Here is a 17,096-nt window from a genome sequence, read left to right as displayed (position 1 = left end):
ATAGTCGTGCATAATCATCACATGGTCGATACGTCGGGAGGACCCGTGTTGCGGGTGGCGGTTGCCGGTGCGAGTGGATACGCCGGTGGCGAAGTGTTGCGTCTACTGCTCGGTCATCCCGAATACCGAGCGGGGCGCCTCGAGATCGGGGCGCTGACCGCCGGATCCAACGCGGGTACCGCCCTGGGCGCGCTGCAGCCGCATCTGCTGCCCCTGGCGGACCGGGTTCTCGAGGAGACCACTCCCGAGGTCCTGGCCGGTCACGACATCGTGTTCCTCGGCCTCCCGCACGGCCAGTCCGGCGCCATCGCGGCAGCCCTGCCCGACGAGACCGTCATCATCGACTGCGGCGCCGATTACCGGCTCACCGACGCCGCCGCCTGGGAGCGGTACTACGGCAGCCCCCATGCGGGCAGCTGGCCCTATGGTCTGCCCGAACTGCCCGGTGGGCGGGCGAAGCTCACCGGCGCCCGGCGCATCGCCGTGCCCGGCTGCTACCCGACCGTGTCGAGTGTGGCGCTGGCCCCGGCGATCGCCGCCGGAATCATCGAGCCCGCCGTGAATGTCGTCGCCGTGAGCGGTACTTCGGGTGCCGGCCGCAAGCTCGATGTCGGTCTGCTCGGTTCCGAGGTGATGGGCAGCGTTCGGGCCTACGGCATCGCGGGCGCGCACCGGCACACTCCCGAGATCGCGCAGAATCTGAAAGCCGCTGGCGGCGTGGATGTCTCGGTGTCGTTCACCCCGGTGCTGGCGCCGATGCCGCGCGGCATCCTCGCCACCTGCACCGCCCCGGTGAAGGTCGACGCCGCGCAGGCGCGCGCCGTCTACGAAAAAGCCTATGCCGACGAGCCTTTCGTGCACCTGCTGCCCGAAGGCGTACTGCCGCAGACCGGTTCGGTGCTCGGCTCCAACGCCATCACCCTGCAGGTCACCGTCGACGCCGACGCGGGCCTGCTCGTGGTGATCGGCGCGATCGACAACTTGACCAAGGGCACCGCGGGCGCCGCGGTGCAATCGATGAATCTGGCCGTCGGATTCGACGAGACCGCAGGACTTTCCACCGTAGGAGTGGCACCGTGACGACCCCTGATCCGCAGACCCCGGACCACGGCAAACTGATCCACACCCAGGGCGTCACCGCGCCACTGGGATTCCGCGCGGCGGGCATCGCGGCCGGTATCAAGGCCAGCGGCAAGCCGGACCTCGCGCTGGTGCTCAACGAGGGCCCCGAGTACGCGGCGGCCGGTGTCTTCACCAGCAACCAGGTCAAGGCCGCGCCGGTGCTGTGGTCGCAGCAGGTGCTCAAGACCGGTCACCTGCGCGCGGTGATCCTGAACTCCGGCGGTGCGAACGCCTGCACCGGCCACGGCGGTTTCCAGGACACCCACAAGACCGCCGAGGAACTCGCCGCGGCACTGAGCAATTGGGGCACCGAGACCGGCGCGGGCGAGATCGCGGTCTGCTCCACCGGTCTCATCGGTGACCGCCTGCCGATGGACAAGCTCATCCCGGCGGTCACCGAGATCGTGCACGAGATGGGCGGCGGCATGTCGGGTGGCTCCGACGCCGCCCACGCCATCATGACCACCGACACCGTGCCGAAGGAGTCGGCATTCCACAGCGAGGACAAGTGGAATGTGGGCGGCATGGCCAAGGGCGCGGGCATGCTCGCGCCGTCGCTGGCCACCATGCTCGTCGTGCTCACCACCGACGCCGTGGCTGCGCCCGAGCAACTGGATTCCGCCCTGCGCAAGGCCACCAAATACACCTTCGACCGGCTCGATGTCGACGGTTCCTGCTCCACCAACGACACCGTGCTGCTGCTGGCCAACGGTGCCAGCGGCGTCGCGCCCACGCAGGAGGATCTCGACGCCGCGGTGTTCACCGTGTGTGACGACCTGGCCGCCCAGCTGATGGCCGACGCCGAGGGCGTCACCAAGCGGGTCCAGGTCACCGTCGCCGGTGCGGCGTCCGAGGAGGAGGCGCTCACCGTCGCCCGCGCGGTCGCCCGCGACAGTCTGGTCAAGACCGCGCTGTTCGGCTCCGACCCGAACTGGGGTCGCGTGCTCGCCGCCGTCGGCATCGCGCCGGTGACCCTGGATCCGAACCGGATCACGGTGTCGTTCAACGGCAATCCGGTCTGCGTCGACAGTGTCGGCGCGCCCGGCGCCCGCGAGGTCGACCTGTCCGGCGAGGACGTCGACGTGCTGATCGAGCTCAACGTGGGAGAGGGCACCGCGATGGTGCGCACCACCGACCTCTCGCACGCCTACGTCGAAGAGAACTCGGCGTACAGCTCATGAGTAACAGTGTGGTGCACACTCTTTCGGCGCTGGACAAGGCGCACGTGCTCGCCGACGCGCTGCCGTGGCTGCAGAAGTTCCGCGACAAGATCGTGGTCGTGAAGTACGGCGGCAACGCCATGGTCGACGACGGACTCAAGGCCGCCTTCGCCGCCGACATGGCGTTCCTGCGCACCGTCGGCGTCCATCCCGTAGTCGTGCACGGTGGCGGCCCGCAGATCAACGCCATGCTGAAAAGGCTCGGCATGGCAGGCGAATTCCGCGGCGGCTTCCGCGTCACCACCCCCGAGGTGATGGACGTGGTCCGGATGGTGCTGTTCGGTCAGGTGGGCCGTGAGCTCGTCGGGCTGATCAACGCGCACGGCCCGTACGCGGTCGGCATCTCCGGCGAGGACGCGCACCTGTTCACCGCCACCCGGCGCACCGTCGCCGTGGAGGGTGTCGCCACCGACATCGGCCTGGTCGGCGACGTCACCGAGGTCAACCCCGGCGCCGTGCTCGACCTGATCGACGCGGGCCGCATCCCGGTGGTCTCCACCATCGCCCCCGATGCCGACGGCGTGGTGCACAACATCAACGCCGACACCGCCGCCGCCGCGCTGGCCGAGGGCATCGGCGCCGAGAAACTCGTCGTGCTCACCGACGTCGAGGGCCTCTACACCGACTGGCCGGACCGCTCCTCGCTGACCAGTCGGATCGACACCGACGCGTTGGCGAAGTTGCTGCCACGGCTGGATGCGGGCATGGTGCCGAAGATGGAAGCGTGCTTGCGCGCCGTGCTCGGCGGGGTCCCCAGTGCCCACGTGATCGACGGGCGGGTCCCGCATTCGGTACTACTGGAGCTGTTCACTGGAGAAGGAATCGGAACCATGGTGACCCCCGCAGGGTCGCCGGATGGAACGCAATCATGAGCGAAGTAGAGAAGCTGCAGCAGCGGTGGTCGGCCGCGATGATGGACAACTACGGCACCCCGAAGGTCGCGCTGGTGCGCGGCGCCGGTGCGGTGCTCTACGACGCCGACGGCAAGCGCTATATCGACTTCCTCGGCGGCATCGCGGTCAACAGCCTCGGCCACGCCCACCCGGCCATTCTGGAAGCGGTGACCCAGCAGCTGGGCACGCTCGGCCACGTGTCGAACCTGTACGCCAGCGAGCCCGTGATCGAGCTGGCCGAGAAGCTGCTGGCCCACTTCGGCGACGGGGAGGGCAAGGCGTTCTTCTGCAACTCCGGCACCGAGGCCAACGAGGCCGCGTTCAAGATCGCGCGGCTCACCGGGCGGTCCAAGATCGTCGCCGCCGAGGAGGCGTTCCACGGTCGCACCATGGGCGCGCTCGCCCTCACCGGTCAGCCCGCCAAGCGCACACCGTTCGAGCCGATGCCGCCCGGCGTCGTGCACGTGCCCTACGGTGACGCCGCCGCGCTCGACGCGGTGGTCGACTCCGACACCGCCGCTGTGTTCCTCGAACCGATGATGGGGGAGAGCGGTGTGGTCGTCCCGCCGTTCGACTATCTCGCCAAGGCGCGGGAGATCACGTCCAGGGCCGGGGCGCTGCTGATCCTCGATGAGGTCCAGACCGGAATCGGGCGCACCGGAACATTTTTCGCGCACCAGGCGGCGGGCATCGTGCCCGACGCGATCACCCTGGCCAAGGGGCTCGGTGGCGGCCTGCCGATCGGCGCGGTGCTGGCCCAGGGCCGCGCCGCCGAACTGCTCACGCCGGGTCTGCACGGCACCACCTTCGGCGGCAATCCCGTCTGTGCCGCAGCGGCTTTGGCCGTGCTGCGCACGATCGACTCCGACAACCTGCTGACCCATGTGGAGTGGGTGGGCAAGAAGCTCAGCGACGGCATCGCGTTGCTCGAGCATCCCGAGATCGACCACGTGCGTGGTGCGGGTCTGCTCATCGGCATCGTGCTGAAGAACGACATCTCCGCGTATGTCGACGAACGGGCGCGCGAGGCCGGCTACCTGCTGAACCCCGCCAAGCCCAACGTGATCCGGTTGGCGCCACCCCTGGTGCTCACCGAAACCCAGGCCGACAATTTCGTCGCCGACCTGCCCGAGATCCTCGACAAGGCCGCCGCCGATGCTAAGGGAGCGACCAAGTGACCCTGCGTCATTTCTTGCGCGACGACGATGTGACGCAGGCCGAACAGGCCGAGATCCTCGCCATCGCCGCCGAATTGAAGAAGGACCCCTTCGCGCACCGGCCGCTCGACGGCCCGCGCGGAGTCGGGGTGATCTTCGAGAAGAACTCCACCCGCACCCGCTTCTCGTTCGAGCTGGGTATCGCTCAGCTCGGCGGGCACGCGGTGGTCGTCGACGGTCGCGACACCCAGCTGGGTCGTGAGGAGACCCTCGGCGACACCGGCAGCGTGCTCTCGCGCTACGTCGACGCCATCGTGTGGCGGACCTTCGAACAGTCCCGCCTCGACGAGATGGCCGTCACCGCGACGGTTCCCGTGGTGAACGCGCTGTCCAACGAGTTCCACCCCTGCCAGGTGCTGGCCGATCTGCAGACGATCAGCGAGCGCAAGGGATCGCTCGCGGGGCTGAACCTCACCTACTTCGGCGACGGCGCCAACAACATGGCGCACTCGCTGTTGCTCGGTGGCGTGACGGCGGGCATGAATGTGACCGTGGCCGCGCCCGCGGGCTTCGAACCGCTGCCGTGGATCCTGGACGCCGCCGCCAAGCGCGCCGCGGAAACCGGTGCGACCGTGTCGGTCACGGGTGACCCGGTGGTCGGCGCGACCGGCGCGGACGTGCTCGTCACCGATACCTGGACCTCCATGGGTCAAGAGAACGACGGCCTCGACCGTGTCGGCCCGTTCCGCCCGTTCCAGCTCAACGCCGAGCTGCTCGCCCACGCGACTCCGGAAGTGATTGTGCTGCACTGCCTTCCGGCGCACCGCGGCGAAGAGATCACCGACGAGGTTCTCGACGGTGGGCACAGTGTGGTCTGGGACGAAGCCGAGAATCGCCTGCACGCGCAGAAGGCGCTGCTGGTGTGGCTGCTCGCGAAAGCCGCCGCGTGAGACCGCGAACCGGGGCCGGCGTAGGGGCTGGGCGATGAGCGCGCCTGAAAAGGGCTCGCCCGCGATCGCTCGCACCCGCGCCGGCCGCCAGTCACGGATCATCGAACTGCTGACCTCGCATTCGGTCCGCAGCCAGACCGAACTCGCCGCGCTGCTGTCGGCCGAGGGGATCGAGACCACCCAGGCCACCCTGTCGCGCGACCTCGACGAACTCGGCGCGGTGAAACTGCGCGCGGCCGACGGCGGCGCGGGCGTCTACATCGTCCCCGAGGACGGTAGCCCCGTGCGTGGGGTCACCGGCGGTACCGGCCGTCTGTCCAAACTCCTCGGTGACCTGCTCGTCTCCACCGACGCCAGCGGCAATCTGGCCGTCCTGCGCACCCCGCCCGGCGCCGCCCACTTCCTGGCCAGCGCCCTCGACCGCGCCGCCCTGCCCTACATCGTCGGCACCATCGCCGGCGACGACACCATCGCCGTCATCGCCCGCGAACCACTCACCGGCGCCGAACTGGCGGCGAAGATCGAAGGCCTGGCCTAACGCTGGACGCGCAGGCCCGCGAGCGCCACGTCGGTGAGCAGTGGTGCGGAGTCGGCCGCGGCTTGGCAGCCCGCGCCGATGCCGTGGCCCAGGCGCAGGATGTCGCGGGGGCTCACTTCGGGGCGGATGAGGCCTGCCTCCTGCACCGGAATCAGCACGCTGCCCGCGGCTTCGGCCAGCAGGGTGGAGCAGGCGGTGAAGGTCTCCGAGGTGCGGTCGATGGCCGCTTTGAGAGTGGTTGCCAGGCCGTGCTTTTCGAGGATGTAGGTGACCAGTTCGCCGAACCAGGCGTCGAACGCGTCGAGGGGGGCGTGGGTTCGGCGTAATTCGTCGGCCCGTGCGGCGAGGGTCTCGATGTTGGAGCGGTACACCGCCTCCATGAGCGTGGTGCGATTCGGGAAGTGGCGATACAGCGTCCCCGGGCCGACCCCTGCGCGCCGTGCGATGTCATCGAGGGGTGCGTCGGTGCCGTGCTCGGCGAACGCGTCGCGGGCGCAGTCGACGATGCGCTCGTAATTGCGGCGTGCGTCGGCGCGCATCGGCCGCGACGGTGCGTCCACGAGATCCTCCACTGGAAACGGATGAAGTCTCCGTTTAGTCTTGCGGAACCGGAGACTTTCTCCCTATGCTAACTCTGTCATAAACGGAGACTCTCTCCGTTTGAGTTCCTTGTTGATGGAGCGTTCTTGACTACCACCACTTTCTCGGAAGAATCCCAGGTGGACCGTGTTCGGCCACGGCTCGTCCTGGTCACTTTGCTGACCTGTCAGCTCATGATCATCCTCGACATCACCGTGATGAATGTGGCACTGCCGCACATCAGAGCCGACCTCGAGTTCAGTGCTACCGGCCTGTCCTGGGTGATGAACTCCTACACGCTGGTCTTCGGTGGCCTGCTGCTGCTCGGCGGTCGCGCCGGCGACCTGTTCGGCAGGCGCCGGATGTTCCTCGCGGGCGCACTGCTGTTCACCCTCGCCTCGCTGGCCGGTGGGCTGGCGCCCTCTGCTGGGTGGTTGCTCGCGGCCCGTGTGCTCCAGGGCATCGGCGGCGCGATGGCCGGTCCCAATACCCTTGCGCTGCTGACTACTACGTTCACCGAGCCCAAGGCGCGGATTCGGGTACTGGCCCTGTTCTCCGGCATGTCGAGCGCCGGTTTCGCGATCGGCCTGGTCGTCGGCGGGCTGCTGACCGAATGGTTCGGCTGGCGCTCGGTGCTGTTCATCAATGTGCCGTTCGGCCTGGTCATCGCCGTGCTCGCGCTGCGCTGCCTGCCCGATCTGCCCCGGCGCGCCGCCCGGCTCGACCTGCCCGGTGCGGTGACCGCGACCGCGGGCGTGGCCGCCCTCGTCTACGGCTTCATCAGCGCCGCCTCGCACGGGTGGGCCGCGGCGGGCACCGATATCTGGCTCGCGGTCGGAGTCGCGCTGTTGGCGGCGTTCATCGCCATCGAACTGCGTGCGTCGCAACCACTTCTGCCACTGCACCTGTTCGCCGACCGCAATCGCGCCGCCGCGTATCTGAACATGTTCCTCGGCCCGATGGCGGGCATGTCGATGTTCTTCTTCCTCACCCAGTATCTGCAAGATGTGCTGGGGATGAGTTCGCTGGCAACAGGTTTCGCGTTCCTGCCGACCGCGGTGCTGATGTTCGCGATGATCCGCCTGATCCCGCGGCTGTTGGCGCGTTTCGGACCCAAGCCGGTGACCTTGACCGGCGCCGTCGCCATGGTCACCGGACTCGTGCTGCTGACCAGGCTTTCGGAGGATTCCGGCTACTTCCCCCTGCTGTTCGTGGCGATGGTCGCGATGGGCTGCGGCATCGGGCTCGCGTTCTCTCCGCTGAACGTGATCATCATGTCCACCGTCTCGCCCGACGAGGCGGGCGCTGCGGGCGGCGCTCTCCAGACCATGCAGCAGACCGGTGGCGCGCTGGGCTTGGCCGTTCTGGTGACGATCTTCGGCACCGCCGCGCGCGACGCGGGCGGTTCACCCACCCATGCCCTGGTCGGCGGTATGACCGCCGCCTTCGCGGCAGCCGCCGTCATCGCCGCCCTGACCTTCCTGGTCGCCCTCACCTTCCGCAGCGTCCGCTCGCCGCGGTGAGCGCACGCGACCTGTGCCGAGGTGCCAGAGCACGGCGTAGCCGGCCCAGGCGACAACCGTCGCCCGAGCCGCACCGACGATCGTGTGTCGGATCAGGTCGTAGGTGCTGGCTCGGGTGACCGGGTCGTCGACGGCGAGTGCCGCACCGATGACCGGCGCGGCGAGCAGCACGGCGACGACGGCCCGGTGCGTCCACGTGGGTGCGCGAACCTCGCGCCAGGTGCGGCGCACCACAAGGTAGGTGAGGACCGCTGTTCCGGCGAGCGAGGAGAGATAGCCGAGGACGTTGTAGGTCTTGTGCGGCTCGATGATCGACGTCCGCAACAGAGCCGAGTGCTGGACCACGAAACCTGTTGTCTGAGTGAAAGAATCCCAGACCACGTGTGTCGCGGCACCGAGCACGAGGGCGGTGACCGTCGAAACCGCCGCGAGCCCCGCTGATCTGTGATCAGGGGACGAGGAGGGCGCCAGGCGGAGAAGCGCCGAGGCCGGGCCGGCGGAAAGCCGGAAAGCGACGAGTAGTACCAGGCCGATCAGCAGGTCCCAGCACAGAACGCCGACAACCGAGTGGGTTGTGGTGCCGGACATGGGACCGGGCAGGTAGTAGACGACGTCGGGAGCGATGGATCCCGCGACGAGTGCGGGAAGGGGGAGATATCGAGCGAAGGGCAGCACCGCAACGGGATGGGCGAACGTGATCGGCACGCAATCACCGTAATCGGCTGTGGTGCTGGGCTACTCGGGCCGCGGAGTCGTTCGGTTCCGCGACAGGCGTTGCCATGTCCAGTCCACGTGGACATCGAGTGGTGAATCCGGTGTGACCATCCGTGGTTCGGTGTTGAGGCCGTTGGGTGGGCCGGACTGGGCCTCCACCGACAGGGATCGCTCCGGCAGGGTCCAGACGACCACGTCGTGGACCGGGCTGGTGATGGTGAACTCCAGGAATCCGGGCCAGGTGAGGCGGGCCAGAACGCCGTCGGGCATGCCGAAGCAGTCGTCCCACGGCGGCGGTGCCGGCGCGATCTCTCGGCCGGTGGGCAGGTAGTCGTCGCCGCGTTCGTACTGCCAGACCGGGTCGAAATCGAGTCGCACCGGGCCGGTCGCCGGCGGGACTTCGCGCAGGAACCATGGATGCCAGCCGCCTTGGGCGGGGAACGCATCGTGGTCGGTGGTGATGCGCATCGCCAGGGCGAGGCCGGTGTCGGTCAGGGTGAAAGTCTGAGTGACGGTGCCCGCGAACGGCCACGGGTCACCGAGGCGATGGCTGATCGTCGCCTCGGTCGGCGACGCGGCCACCACGTCCCAGCGTCCGTCGCGCGCGGTGCCGTGGATGCTGTGCGGTGGATTGTTGATCGGCAGCTGATAGGTGCGATCGCCGACGCGCAGCTCGCCGTTGCCGAGCCGACCGGCCCACGGCGCCATGACGAAACACCCGGCCCCCGGGTCTTGCCGGAGCAGCTCGGTGCCGTCGACGGTGAGGCTGTGGATCGCGCCGCCGTCGCCGGGGGCGATCGTGAGACCCGCGGAACCTGCGTCGAGCCGCACATCGTCGGTCATGGCTCGCAGACTAGCGGCGTGGGTCGGTGATCGGCGGTAACCCGCGCCGGAATCCCCGTGAGACGGGGGAGCGTCAGTTGAACGGGTACTGGCCGCCGCCCGCGCCGCCGCCGCGGTTGTTCGGCGTGGCGATGTCGATGATGTCCTGAACCAGGTCGACGACGGCCCTGCCGACATCGAGAACACCGTTGCCGAGGGTGGAGAATTCCTGCGCGATGTAATGGAGCATCTTGTTCGTCCTCACGTGTGGCGAGCCGAATAGTGCTCTCCCAGCGTGCCATACGCGAGGTGTCAGGAGTTGAGGAAATTGAGGATCAGCAGCGTCAGCGGAGCGGTGATCTCGAATCCTGTTTGCAAGACATACAGCCCGAGACCAGCGATGGCGTTGTAATTGTCGGAGAGGAACTGCAGGACTTCGTCCATGTTGTGCTCCCTGGATTCGAGGTCGATGGGGTCAGGCGAAGAACCCCTGGAGCAGCGGGGTACCGAGCTCGATGACGGTCTTGGCCACCGTCAAGCCGAGGTTCCCGAGTCCGATGACCACGGTGCCGATGAGGTCGTAGTTGGCCTCGGCGAAATCACGTAGCGACTGCATGATGGCTCCTTTGGTCCCGACCCGCGGCTATCTGCTGTGACCAGCGTCTCACAGCCGAGACTGCTCGCCAAGGGGGCTTACGGTATCGCCGTACCCCCGGTTATGAATGAGATTGCATCATCATGCATAATCATTTGTAGCAACGGCGTGAGCCGAACCGGCGGCCGGAGCATCCATACTGCTCACGGCAGGCCTTACGTACCAGACTTCGAGGAGCACAACAGACATGTCCGATCGCGTCGTACTCGCCTACTCCGGTGGGCTTGACACCTCCGTCGCCATCAGCTGGATCGCGAAGGAGACCGGTTCCGAGGTGGTGGCCGTGGCCATCGACCTGGGCCAGGGCGGCGAGGACATGAGCGCGATCCGACAGCGCGCACTGGACTGCGGCGCCGTGGAGGCCATCGTGGTCGACGCGCGCGACGAGTTCGCCGACGAGTACTGCCTGCCCACCATCCAGGCCAACGCCATGTACATGGGCCAGTACCCGCTCGTCTCGGCCATCAGCCGCCCGCTGATCGTCAAGCACCTGGTCGAGGCCGCGAAGTTCCACAACGCCACCACCGTCTCGCACGGCTGCACCGGCAAGGGCAACGACCAGGTCCGCTTCGAGGTCGGCATCGGCGCGCTCGCGCCCGACCTCGAGGTCATCGCCCCGGTCCGCGACTACGCCTGGACCCGGGAGAAGGCCATCGCCTTCGCCGAGCAGAACAGCCTGCCGATCAACGTCACCAAGAAGTCGCCGTTCTCCATCGACCAGAACGTGTGGGGCCGCGCGGTCGAGACCGGGTTCCTCGAGGACCTGTGGAACGCGCCCACCAAGGACGTCTACGACTACACCGCTGATCCGACGGTGAACTTCGAAGCGCCCGACGAGGTCATCATCACCTTCGAGAAGGGTGTGCCGGTCGCCATCGACGGCCGCCCGGTCTCCGTGCTGCAGGCCATCGAGGAGATGAACACCCGCGCGGGCCGTCAGGGCGTGGGCCGTCTCGACATGGTCGAGGACCGCCTCGTCGGCATCAAGAGCCGCGAGATCTACGAGGCGCCGGGCGCCATCGCGCTGATCACCGCGCACCAGGCCCTCGAAGCCGTCACCGTCGAGCGTGAGCTGGCCCGCTACAAGCGCCAGGTCGAGCAGCGCTGGGGCGAGCTGGCCTACGACGGCCTGTGGTATTCCCCGCTCAAGCGCGCACTCGACGCCTTCATCTCCGACACCCAGCAGACCGTCACCGGCGAGATCCGGATGGTGCTGCACGGTGGGTCCGCGGTGGTCAACGGCCGTCGCTCCGAGCAGTCGCTCTACGACTTCAACCTGGCCACCTACGACGAGGGCGACACCTTCGACCAGTCGCTGGCCAAGGGCTTCGTCCAGATCCACGGCCTGTCCTCGAAGGTTGCCGCGCGCCGCGACCTGAACCAGAAGTAAGCTCGCCCGCCGCCTTCCCGCCTCCCCGCGACTTCTGCCGGTCGTAGGGGGCGGTTGGCGTCGGTTCCGGGCTCACCTGAGGTGTACACCTGTTCTGGGCGTGCCCGATGAGTTACCCATGTTCTCGCTAGATCAGTTGGCAACCGTAGGCTCGATTCGGTTGCCCTTCGTGCGCTGGCAGCCGATGTGCGACTGTGAGCGCGACCGCCTATACCCAGGAGAGGGCACACGATGACCCATAGTGGAACCAACGAAGGTGCCCTCTGGGGTGGGCGATTCGCTTCCGGTCCGGCCGAGGCGATGGCGGCGCTGAGCAAGTCGACCCACTTCGACTGGGTGCTGGCTCCCTATGACATTCGCGCGTCCAAGGCGCATGCTCGCGTGCTGCACAAGGCCGGGCTGCTCGCCGACGAGGATCTGCCCGCCATGCTGGCCGGTCTCGACGCGCTCGCGGCCGACGTCGCCTCGGGCGCCTACGGCCCCGCCGACTCCGACGAGGATGTGCACGGTGCGCTCGAGCGCGGGCTGATCGAGCGGGTCGGCACCGAGCTCGGTGGTCGGCTGCGGGCCGGTCGTTCGCGCAACGACCAGGTGGCGACCCTGTTCCGGATGTGGCTGCGCGACGGTGTGCGTCGCGTCGCCGCCGGTGTGCTCGATGTTGTCGACGCGCTGGTCGCGCAGGCGGCCGCGCATCCCGACGCCGTGATGCCGGGCAAGACCCACCTCCAGGCCGCCCAGCCGGTACTGCTCTCGCATCACCTGCTCGCCCACGCGCATCCGCTGCTGCGCGACCTGGAACGCCTGCGCGATTTCGACAAGCGCGCCGCCATCTCGCCGTACGGTTCGGGCGCGCTGGCCGGTTCCTCGCTGGGCCTCGATCCCGAGCAGATCGCCGCCGAACTGGATTTCACCGCCTCCGCCGCCAATTCGATCGACGCCACCTCCTCGCGTGACTTCGCCGCCGAGGCCGCCTTCGTGCTGGCCATGATCGGCGTCGATCTGAGCCGGATGGCCGAAGAGGTCATCATCTGGAGCACACCGGAATTCGGCTACGTGACCCTGGCCGACGCCTGGTCCACCGGTTCGTCGATCATGCCGCAGAAGAAGAACCCCGATGTCTCCGAGCTCACCCGTGGCAAGGCAGGCCGCCTGATCGGAAACCTGACCGGCCTGCTCGCCACGCTGAAAGCCCAACCGCTGGCGTACAACCGGGACCTGCAGGAAGACAAAGAGCCGGTCTTCGACTCGGTCGCGCAGCTCGAACTGCTCCTGCCCGCCATCGCGGGCCTGGTCGCCACCTTGACCTTTCACACCGACCGGATGGCCGAACTCGCACCCGCCGGGTTCACCCTCGCCACCGATATCGCGGAATGGATGGTGCGCCGAGGTGTTCCGTTCCGCGTCGCCCACGAGGCGGCCGGTGCGTGCGTGCGCGTCGCGGAGGCGCGCGGTGTCGGTCTCGACGAGCTGACCGACGAAGAGTTCGCCGCCGTGGACCCCGCGCTCACCGCCGGTGTGCGCGAGGTGCTCACGGTCCAGGGTTCGATCGCCTCGCGCAACGCGCGGGGTGGCACCGCCGGTGTGCGCGTGGCCGAACAGCTCGACGAGGTCCGCAAGACCGCGGACGACGCTCGCGCCTGGTTGAGCTGAGGCGGGGAGGTGGTGACTTCACCCACCACCCGCTTGCCAAGAGGTTGCCGCTGTGACAACTTGGCAGTGAGCCCGAACGGGGCTCCCGGACGAGGGTAGCCGTACCCGGAACGCGACAAGACGGCCACAGGAGGCTCGTCATGTCATGGATTCTGCTCGTCATCTCCGGTGTGCTCGAAGCAGTGTGGGCCACCGCGCTGGGCCGAACCGAAGGGTTCACCCGACTCGTCCCGACCGTGGTTTTCGGCGTAGCTCTGGCAGCCAGCATGACCGGGCTGGCGCTGGCCATGCGCGATCTCCCCGTCGGCACCGCGTACGCGGTCTGGGTGGGCATCGGTGCCGTCCTGACCGTCGTCTATGCCATGGTCACCGGCGCGGAAGCCTTCTCGGTCGTGAAGGCCGTGTTCCTGGTGATGATCGTTGCCGGTGTGGTCGGGCTGAAAATGGCGCACTGACGCGGTGATCTCCGGGCTCGTGGTGCGGGAACTCGGTGAGCGGACGGTTTCTAGAGCTCGGCGTGTACACGAAAACCCGAGTCACGCAGTGCGTCCAGGACGTCGTCGCGGTGCGCGGAGCCGCGGGTTTCCACGGTGAGCGACACCTCGACCTCGTCGACGGCCAGCCACGGCCCCGTTCGCGAGTGCACGACATCCACCACGCTCGCGCCCGCTCGCCCGACCACGGCGAGCAGCGCGGACAGGGCTCCTGGCCGGTCGTCGATCGTCACGTGCATGGCCAGGTAGCGGCCCGCGGCGCTGAGACCGTGGCCGATCACGCGCGTGAGTAACAGCGGGTCGATATTTCCGCCCGACAGGATGGTCACCACCGGGCCGGGCAGATCCTCGAGAGCGGAGGTGAGCAAGGCGGCGACGCCCGCCGCACCCGCGGGTTCGACGACGAGTTTGGCCCGTTCGAGGCAGAGCAACAGGGCCCTGGACAGGGCGTCCTCGTCGACGGTGACGATCTCGGACACCAGCTCGGCGACATGGGCGAAGGGCACCGCGCCGGGTAGTCCGACCGCGATACCGTCGGCCATCGTCGACATCCGTGGCACCCGGACCGGCCTGCCCGCCGCCAGCGAATCCGGCCACGCCGCCGCCTCGGCGGCTTGCACGCCGATCACCCGGACATTCGGCGCCAACGCCTGCAACGCCACGGCGACACCCGCGAGCAACCCGCCACCACCGGTGGGCACGACGACCGTGCCCACCTCGGGAACCTGCTCGAGAATCTCGAGCGCGACTGTCGCCTGACCGGCGACGATGTCGGGATGGTCGAAGGGATGGATCAGGGTCGCGCCGGTGCGGTCGGCGAAGTCCTGTGCGGCGACCAAGGATTCGTCGATCGTGTCACCCACCAGATGCACGTCGGCACCATAGGCGCGCGTCGCGACGAGCTTCGGCAACGAGGCCCCGACCGGCATGAACACCGTCGAGGCGATCCCGAGTTCGCTCGCCGCCCACGCCACACCCTGCGCATGGTTGCCGGCGCTGGCCGCCACCACGCCCCGCGCCCGATCCGCCGCCGGGAGATTGGCGATCCGGTTATAGGCCCCGCGTGGCTTGAACGACCCGGTCCGCTGCAAGTTCTCGCATTTGAGCAGCACCTGCGTCCCCGCCCGCTCCGACAACACCCGCGACCCCACGATCGGTGTCCGTCGAATCACCGGCGCCAGCAGTCGCGCGGCTTCCTCGATCCGCTCCAGTCCCACGGTCTCCATCGGCCACATGGTGCCAGGTTCGGCATCGCGAGTCGTGTATCCAGGTGTTGCGTCCATATTGTGCAGTGATCAACCGACCCGCGACTGGCTCAGGGGAGTTGCGACGACTTCGCGATGTTGTGGGCGATGGTGCCGAGGCGGGTGAGGCGGGCGTCGCCGAGCGGGGTGAGTCTGCCGCCGAGACGATTGGTGACGAAGGCGAGGGAGAGGCCGGTTTCGGGATCGGCGAAGGCGCCGGAGCCGCCGAGGCCGAAGTGGCCGAAGGCGGAGATCGGGTCGGCCTTGGAGGGTTTCATCGGGACACCGTGGAAGCCCATGGCCCAGGGGATGCGGAATGCCAGGACGTAGTCGGGGGTGAAGACCTGGCGCGCGGCGAAGCGGGGGATCGAACCGGGGGACAGGATGCGGGTGCCGTCGAGTTCGCCGCCGTTGGCCAGGGCGGCGTACACGCGGGCGAGCGCGCGGGCGGAGAAGACACCGTTCACGCCGGGCATCACCGAATCGTGGACGCGTTCATCGACGATCAGGTCGGCGAACCCGCGCGGGGTGGTCTCGGCGGCGGCGGCGAAACGGGTACGGGTGAGCAGATCGGAGCCGGTATCCCAATCCATGCCCGCGGCGCGCAGGCGCGGGAAGGTGGTGGCGATGCGGTGGCGCTGATCGTGCGGCACCCGGAACCAGAGTTCTTCGGCGTCGAGAGGTTCGGCCAGTTCGGTGCGCACCACATCGACGAATTCGCGGCCGGTTACCCGCGCGACGATCTCGGCGGCCAAGTGCCCGTAGCTGATTCCGTGATAGCCGCTGGTGACCCGATGCCGCGGATCGGGAGTGGCGGCGGCCAGCGCGGCGGTGACGGCACCGTCATCGAGGAAACTCTCGATCGGCCCGGGCAGCAGACCCCGCAGCCGGTGCAGACCGGCGCGGTGGGTGAGTACATCGCGCACGGTGATGCCGGCCTTGCCCGCCGCGGCGAACTCCGGCCAGTACTCGGCGACCGGGCTGTCGTAGTCGAGCTGTCCCCGATCGGCCAGCTGATGAATCACGGTGGAGGCCACGCCTTTTCCGGTGGAGAAGCCCAACGCCACCGAGTCCGCCGTCCATGGCACGCCCGGACTCGCGTAGCCCGCCCAAACATCGACGACGGGCTCGCCGTGCAGATATACGCACAGTGCGCCACCGCCGTGTGAGGGCTTGCGGAACAGATGGTCGAAGACGGTGACCAAGCGGACGAAACGGCGATCCACCGACTGCGCTGTCGAAACTCCCATCCTCCGAGCATGCCATCACACACTAGGGACCGGTCGGTACGGTGAACGTTTCCTAACTGTCACACCGAACACTCCGCACGCAATACGTGGTCCATAGCATGTTCGCATGCCCCCGAGACGACGATCGGCGCTGCTCGCAAGGCTTGTGGTCGATGAGCCAGGCCGACCGCAAGTGATTCTGGGCGAACTGCGCCGGGTGATCCTCGACGGTGCCGTACCGCCGTGCACCGTGATCCCGCTGCGTGAAGTCGCCGAGCTGTTCGGGGTGAGTCACATCCCGGTCCGTGAGGCGCTCAAGACGCTGATCGGGGAGGGCCTGGTCACCCACCGTCAGCAGCGCGGCTACCAGGTGGCCCAGCTCACCGCCCGTGAACTGCGCGAAATGTACATCGTGCGTGACACTTTGGAGACGGCGTCACTCGCCGCGGCCGCGCTGCACGCCGACGAGGCCGAACGCGCGCACCTGCTCGCGGTGAACGACCTGCTCGAACGCGCCATCCTCGACGACGATCCCGAGTCGTACCAGCGCCAGTCCCGCAGCTTCCACGTGGCGCTGACCCGGCCGTCACGGATGTTCCGGCTGCTGTACATGCTCGAAGCCGCGTGGAATGTCACCGAGCCGGTGCAGTCGATGGTCCACATCGACCGACTCGACCGCGAGCGCCTGCACATCGACCACATCGCCATGCTCGACGCGTTCCTCGCCCGCGATGTCGACCGTCTGCTCGTGGCCGCCGAGGAGCACCACCGCAGGCTGGAAACCGTGGTCGCGACCCTGCCGACCGATACCGGGCTGCTCGCGCCGGAAGATATATCTTCGGTGCAATAGGCGCGAAATTCCCGGGAAACCGCTGGGCAATTGCTGATACTTACCGTCAGTTCAGCAGATGTACCC

The 17,096-nt window shown here is 68.1% G+C and carries 19 protein-coding genes and 1 riboswitch; of the genes, 11 read left to right on the top strand and 8 right to left on the bottom strand.

The window, feature by feature from the left end:
• Window positions 1-21: 21 nt before the first annotated feature.
• The 6 genes from argC to ACFTS5_RS28610 are packed head-to-tail and all read left to right on the top strand — an operon-like array spanning window position 22 to window position 5,880.
• A complete protein-coding gene (gene argC / locus ACFTS5_RS28635) occupies window positions 22-1,080 on the top strand; it encodes an N-acetyl-gamma-glutamyl-phosphate reductase (protein ID WP_378636948.1) in 1,059 nt (352 codons plus the stop codon).
• Window positions 1,077-2,303, top strand: a complete 1,227-nt coding sequence (gene argJ, locus ACFTS5_RS28630) for a bifunctional glutamate N-acetyltransferase/amino-acid acetyltransferase ArgJ (protein WP_378636946.1) — start codon at window positions 1,077-1,079, stop codon at window positions 2,301-2,303. Before argC ends, argJ begins: the two co-directional genes overlap by 4 nt.
• A complete protein-coding gene (argB, locus tag ACFTS5_RS28625) occupies window positions 2,300-3,214 on the top strand; it encodes an acetylglutamate kinase (protein ID WP_378636943.1) in 915 nt (304 codons plus the stop codon). The genes argJ and argB overlap by 4 nt, the downstream gene beginning before the upstream one ends.
• The gene (locus tag ACFTS5_RS28620) at window positions 3,211-4,413 is read left to right on the top strand and encodes an acetylornithine transaminase (RefSeq protein WP_378636941.1); all 1,203 of its coding nucleotides are present in this window, start codon (window positions 3,211-3,213) and stop codon (window positions 4,411-4,413) included. Before argB ends, ACFTS5_RS28620 begins: the two co-directional genes overlap by 4 nt.
• Window positions 4,410-5,342, top strand: a complete 933-nt coding sequence (argF, locus tag ACFTS5_RS28615) for an ornithine carbamoyltransferase (protein WP_378636939.1) — start codon at window positions 4,410-4,412, stop codon at window positions 5,340-5,342. The genes ACFTS5_RS28620 and argF overlap by 4 nt, the downstream gene beginning before the upstream one ends.
• Before the next feature lie 34 nt (window positions 5,343-5,376).
• Window positions 5,377-5,880, top strand: coding sequence for an arginine repressor (locus tag ACFTS5_RS28610; protein WP_378636937.1), 504 nt, complete (start codon window positions 5,377-5,379; stop codon window positions 5,878-5,880).
• Here ACFTS5_RS28610 and ACFTS5_RS28605 read toward each other — a convergent pair.
• Window positions 5,877-6,440 carry a TetR/AcrR family transcriptional regulator gene (locus ACFTS5_RS28605; protein ID WP_378636935.1) on the bottom strand — a complete coding sequence of 188 codons (564 nt, stop codon included), beginning with the start codon at window positions 6,438-6,440 and terminating at the stop codon, window positions 5,877-5,879. The genes ACFTS5_RS28610 and ACFTS5_RS28605 overlap by 4 nt on opposite strands.
• Window positions 6,441-6,566: 126 nt before the next feature.
• Between ACFTS5_RS28605 and ACFTS5_RS28600 the strand changes: the two genes are divergently transcribed.
• A complete protein-coding gene (locus ACFTS5_RS28600) occupies window positions 6,567-7,982 on the top strand; it encodes an MFS transporter (RefSeq protein WP_378636933.1) in 1,416 nt (471 codons plus the stop codon).
• On the opposite strand, the gene ACFTS5_RS28595 is transcribed toward ACFTS5_RS28600, so the two are convergent.
• The 5 genes from ACFTS5_RS28595 to ACFTS5_RS28575 form a co-directional block, all read right to left on the bottom strand.
• Window positions 7,866-8,687 (bottom strand): DUF4184 family protein, encoded by an 822-nt coding sequence (locus tag ACFTS5_RS28595; RefSeq protein ID WP_378636930.1) that lies wholly within the window; start codon window positions 8,685-8,687, stop codon window positions 7,866-7,868. The two genes, ACFTS5_RS28600 and ACFTS5_RS28595, sit on opposite strands and share 117 nt — an antisense overlap.
• Before the next feature lie 30 nt (window positions 8,688-8,717).
• On the bottom strand, window positions 8,718-9,539 hold the full coding sequence (locus ACFTS5_RS28590; protein WP_378636927.1) for an aldose 1-epimerase: 822 nt from the start codon (window positions 9,537-9,539) through the stop codon (window positions 8,718-8,720).
• Window positions 9,540-9,612: 73 nt separating this feature from the next.
• Entirely contained in the window at window positions 9,613-9,768 is a 156-nt protein-coding gene (locus ACFTS5_RS28585; protein WP_378636924.1) for a hypothetical protein, read from the bottom strand.
• A gap of 62 nt (window positions 9,769-9,830) precedes the next feature.
• Window positions 9,831-9,962, bottom strand: a complete 132-nt coding sequence (locus tag ACFTS5_RS28580; protein WP_281258043.1) for a hypothetical protein — start codon at window positions 9,960-9,962, stop codon at window positions 9,831-9,833.
• Between the two features lie 31 nt (window positions 9,963-9,993).
• Complete coding sequence (locus tag ACFTS5_RS28575) at window positions 9,994-10,134, bottom strand: hypothetical protein (protein ID WP_378636920.1); 141 nt, start codon at window positions 10,132-10,134, stop codon at window positions 9,994-9,996.
• A gap of 226 nt (window positions 10,135-10,360) precedes the next feature.
• Here ACFTS5_RS28575 and ACFTS5_RS28570 point away from each other — a divergent pair, with 226 nt between their 5' ends.
• The 3 genes from ACFTS5_RS28570 to ACFTS5_RS28560 all read left to right on the top strand — a co-directional run bounded on the left by ACFTS5_RS28570 (window position 10,361) and on the right by ACFTS5_RS28560 (window position 13,668).
• Complete coding sequence (locus ACFTS5_RS28570) at window positions 10,361-11,563, top strand: argininosuccinate synthase (protein ID WP_056824327.1); 1,203 nt, start codon at window positions 10,361-10,363, stop codon at window positions 11,561-11,563.
• A gap of 231 nt (window positions 11,564-11,794) precedes the next feature.
• The gene (argH, locus tag ACFTS5_RS28565) at window positions 11,795-13,213 is read left to right on the top strand and encodes an argininosuccinate lyase (RefSeq protein ID WP_378636916.1); all 1,419 of its coding nucleotides are present in this window, start codon (window positions 11,795-11,797) and stop codon (window positions 13,211-13,213) included.
• Between the two features lie 65 nt (window positions 13,214-13,278).
• A riboswitch (guanidine-III (ykkC-III) riboswitch) is annotated at window positions 13,279-13,343 on the top strand.
• Between the two features lie 10 nt (window positions 13,344-13,353).
• Window positions 13,354-13,668, top strand: a complete 315-nt coding sequence (locus tag ACFTS5_RS28560; RefSeq protein WP_358114922.1) for a multidrug efflux SMR transporter — start codon at window positions 13,354-13,356, stop codon at window positions 13,666-13,668.
• Between the two features lie 50 nt (window positions 13,669-13,718).
• On the opposite strand, the gene ilvA is transcribed toward ACFTS5_RS28560, so the two are convergent.
• Both ilvA and ACFTS5_RS28550 read right to left on the bottom strand, forming a co-directional pair.
• Complete coding sequence (gene ilvA / locus ACFTS5_RS28555; protein WP_378637338.1) at window positions 13,719-14,942, bottom strand: threonine ammonia-lyase; 1,224 nt, start codon at window positions 14,940-14,942, stop codon at window positions 13,719-13,721.
• 80 nt (window positions 14,943-15,022) lie between these two features.
• Entirely contained in the window at window positions 15,023-16,201 is a 1,179-nt protein-coding gene (locus ACFTS5_RS28550; protein WP_378636913.1) for a serine hydrolase domain-containing protein, read from the bottom strand.
• 106 nt (window positions 16,202-16,307) lie between these two features.
• Between ACFTS5_RS28550 and ACFTS5_RS28545 the strand changes: the two genes are divergently transcribed.
• The gene (locus tag ACFTS5_RS28545) at window positions 16,308-17,030 is read left to right on the top strand and encodes a GntR family transcriptional regulator (protein WP_378636910.1); all 723 of its coding nucleotides are present in this window, start codon (window positions 16,308-16,310) and stop codon (window positions 17,028-17,030) included.
• Window positions 17,031-17,096 lie beyond the last annotated feature (66 nt).

Origin of the sequence: Nocardia sp. NPDC056952, assembly GCF_042674185.1 — a bacterium.
Classification (GTDB): domain Bacteria; phylum Actinomycetota; class Actinomycetes; order Mycobacteriales; family Mycobacteriaceae; genus Nocardia.
Note: the sequence above shows the minus strand (reverse complement) of the source record. Positions and strands in the feature narration are given on the sequence as shown.

Bases quoted from the DNA above. Each gene is read 5' to 3' on its own strand.
- ACFTS5_RS28580 (WP_281258043.1), bottom strand. From the start codon at position 9,962: ATGGACGAAGTCCTGCAGTTCCTCTCCGACAATTACAACGCCATCGCT.
- ACFTS5_RS28575 (WP_378636920.1), bottom strand. From the start codon at position 10,134: ATGCAGTCGCTACGTGATTTCGCCGAGGCCAACTACGACCTCATCGGC.
- ilvA (WP_378637338.1), bottom strand. From the start codon at position 14,942: ATGTGGCCGATGGAGACCGTGGGACTGGAGCGGATCGAGGAAGCCGCG.
- ACFTS5_RS28620 (WP_378636941.1), top strand. From the start codon at position 3,211: ATGAGCGAAGTAGAGAAGCTGCAGCAGCGGTGGTCGGCCGCGATGATG.
- ACFTS5_RS28545 (WP_378636910.1), top strand. From the start codon at position 16,308: ATGCCCCCGAGACGACGATCGGCGCTGCTCGCAAGGCTTGTGGTCGAT.
- ACFTS5_RS28560 (WP_358114922.1), top strand. From the start codon at position 13,354: ATGTCATGGATTCTGCTCGTCATCTCCGGTGTGCTCGAAGCAGTGTGG.
- ACFTS5_RS28610 (WP_378636937.1), top strand. From the start codon at position 5,377: ATGAGCGCGCCTGAAAAGGGCTCGCCCGCGATCGCTCGCACCCGCGCC.
- argC (WP_378636948.1), top strand. From the start codon at position 22: ATGGTCGATACGTCGGGAGGACCCGTGTTGCGGGTGGCGGTTGCCGGT.
- ACFTS5_RS28585 (WP_378636924.1), bottom strand. From the start codon at position 9,768: ATGCTCCATTACATCGCGCAGGAATTCTCCACCCTCGGCAACGGTGTT.
- ACFTS5_RS28570 (WP_056824327.1), top strand. From the start codon at position 10,361: ATGTCCGATCGCGTCGTACTCGCCTACTCCGGTGGGCTTGACACCTCC.
- ACFTS5_RS28590 (WP_378636927.1), bottom strand. From the start codon at position 9,539: ATGACCGACGATGTGCGGCTCGACGCAGGTTCCGCGGGTCTCACGATC.
- argH (WP_378636916.1), top strand. From the start codon at position 11,795: ATGACCCATAGTGGAACCAACGAAGGTGCCCTCTGGGGTGGGCGATTC.
- argB (WP_378636943.1), top strand. From the start codon at position 2,300: ATGAGTAACAGTGTGGTGCACACTCTTTCGGCGCTGGACAAGGCGCAC.
- ACFTS5_RS28550 (WP_378636913.1), bottom strand. From the start codon at position 16,201: ATGGGAGTTTCGACAGCGCAGTCGGTGGATCGCCGTTTCGTCCGCTTG.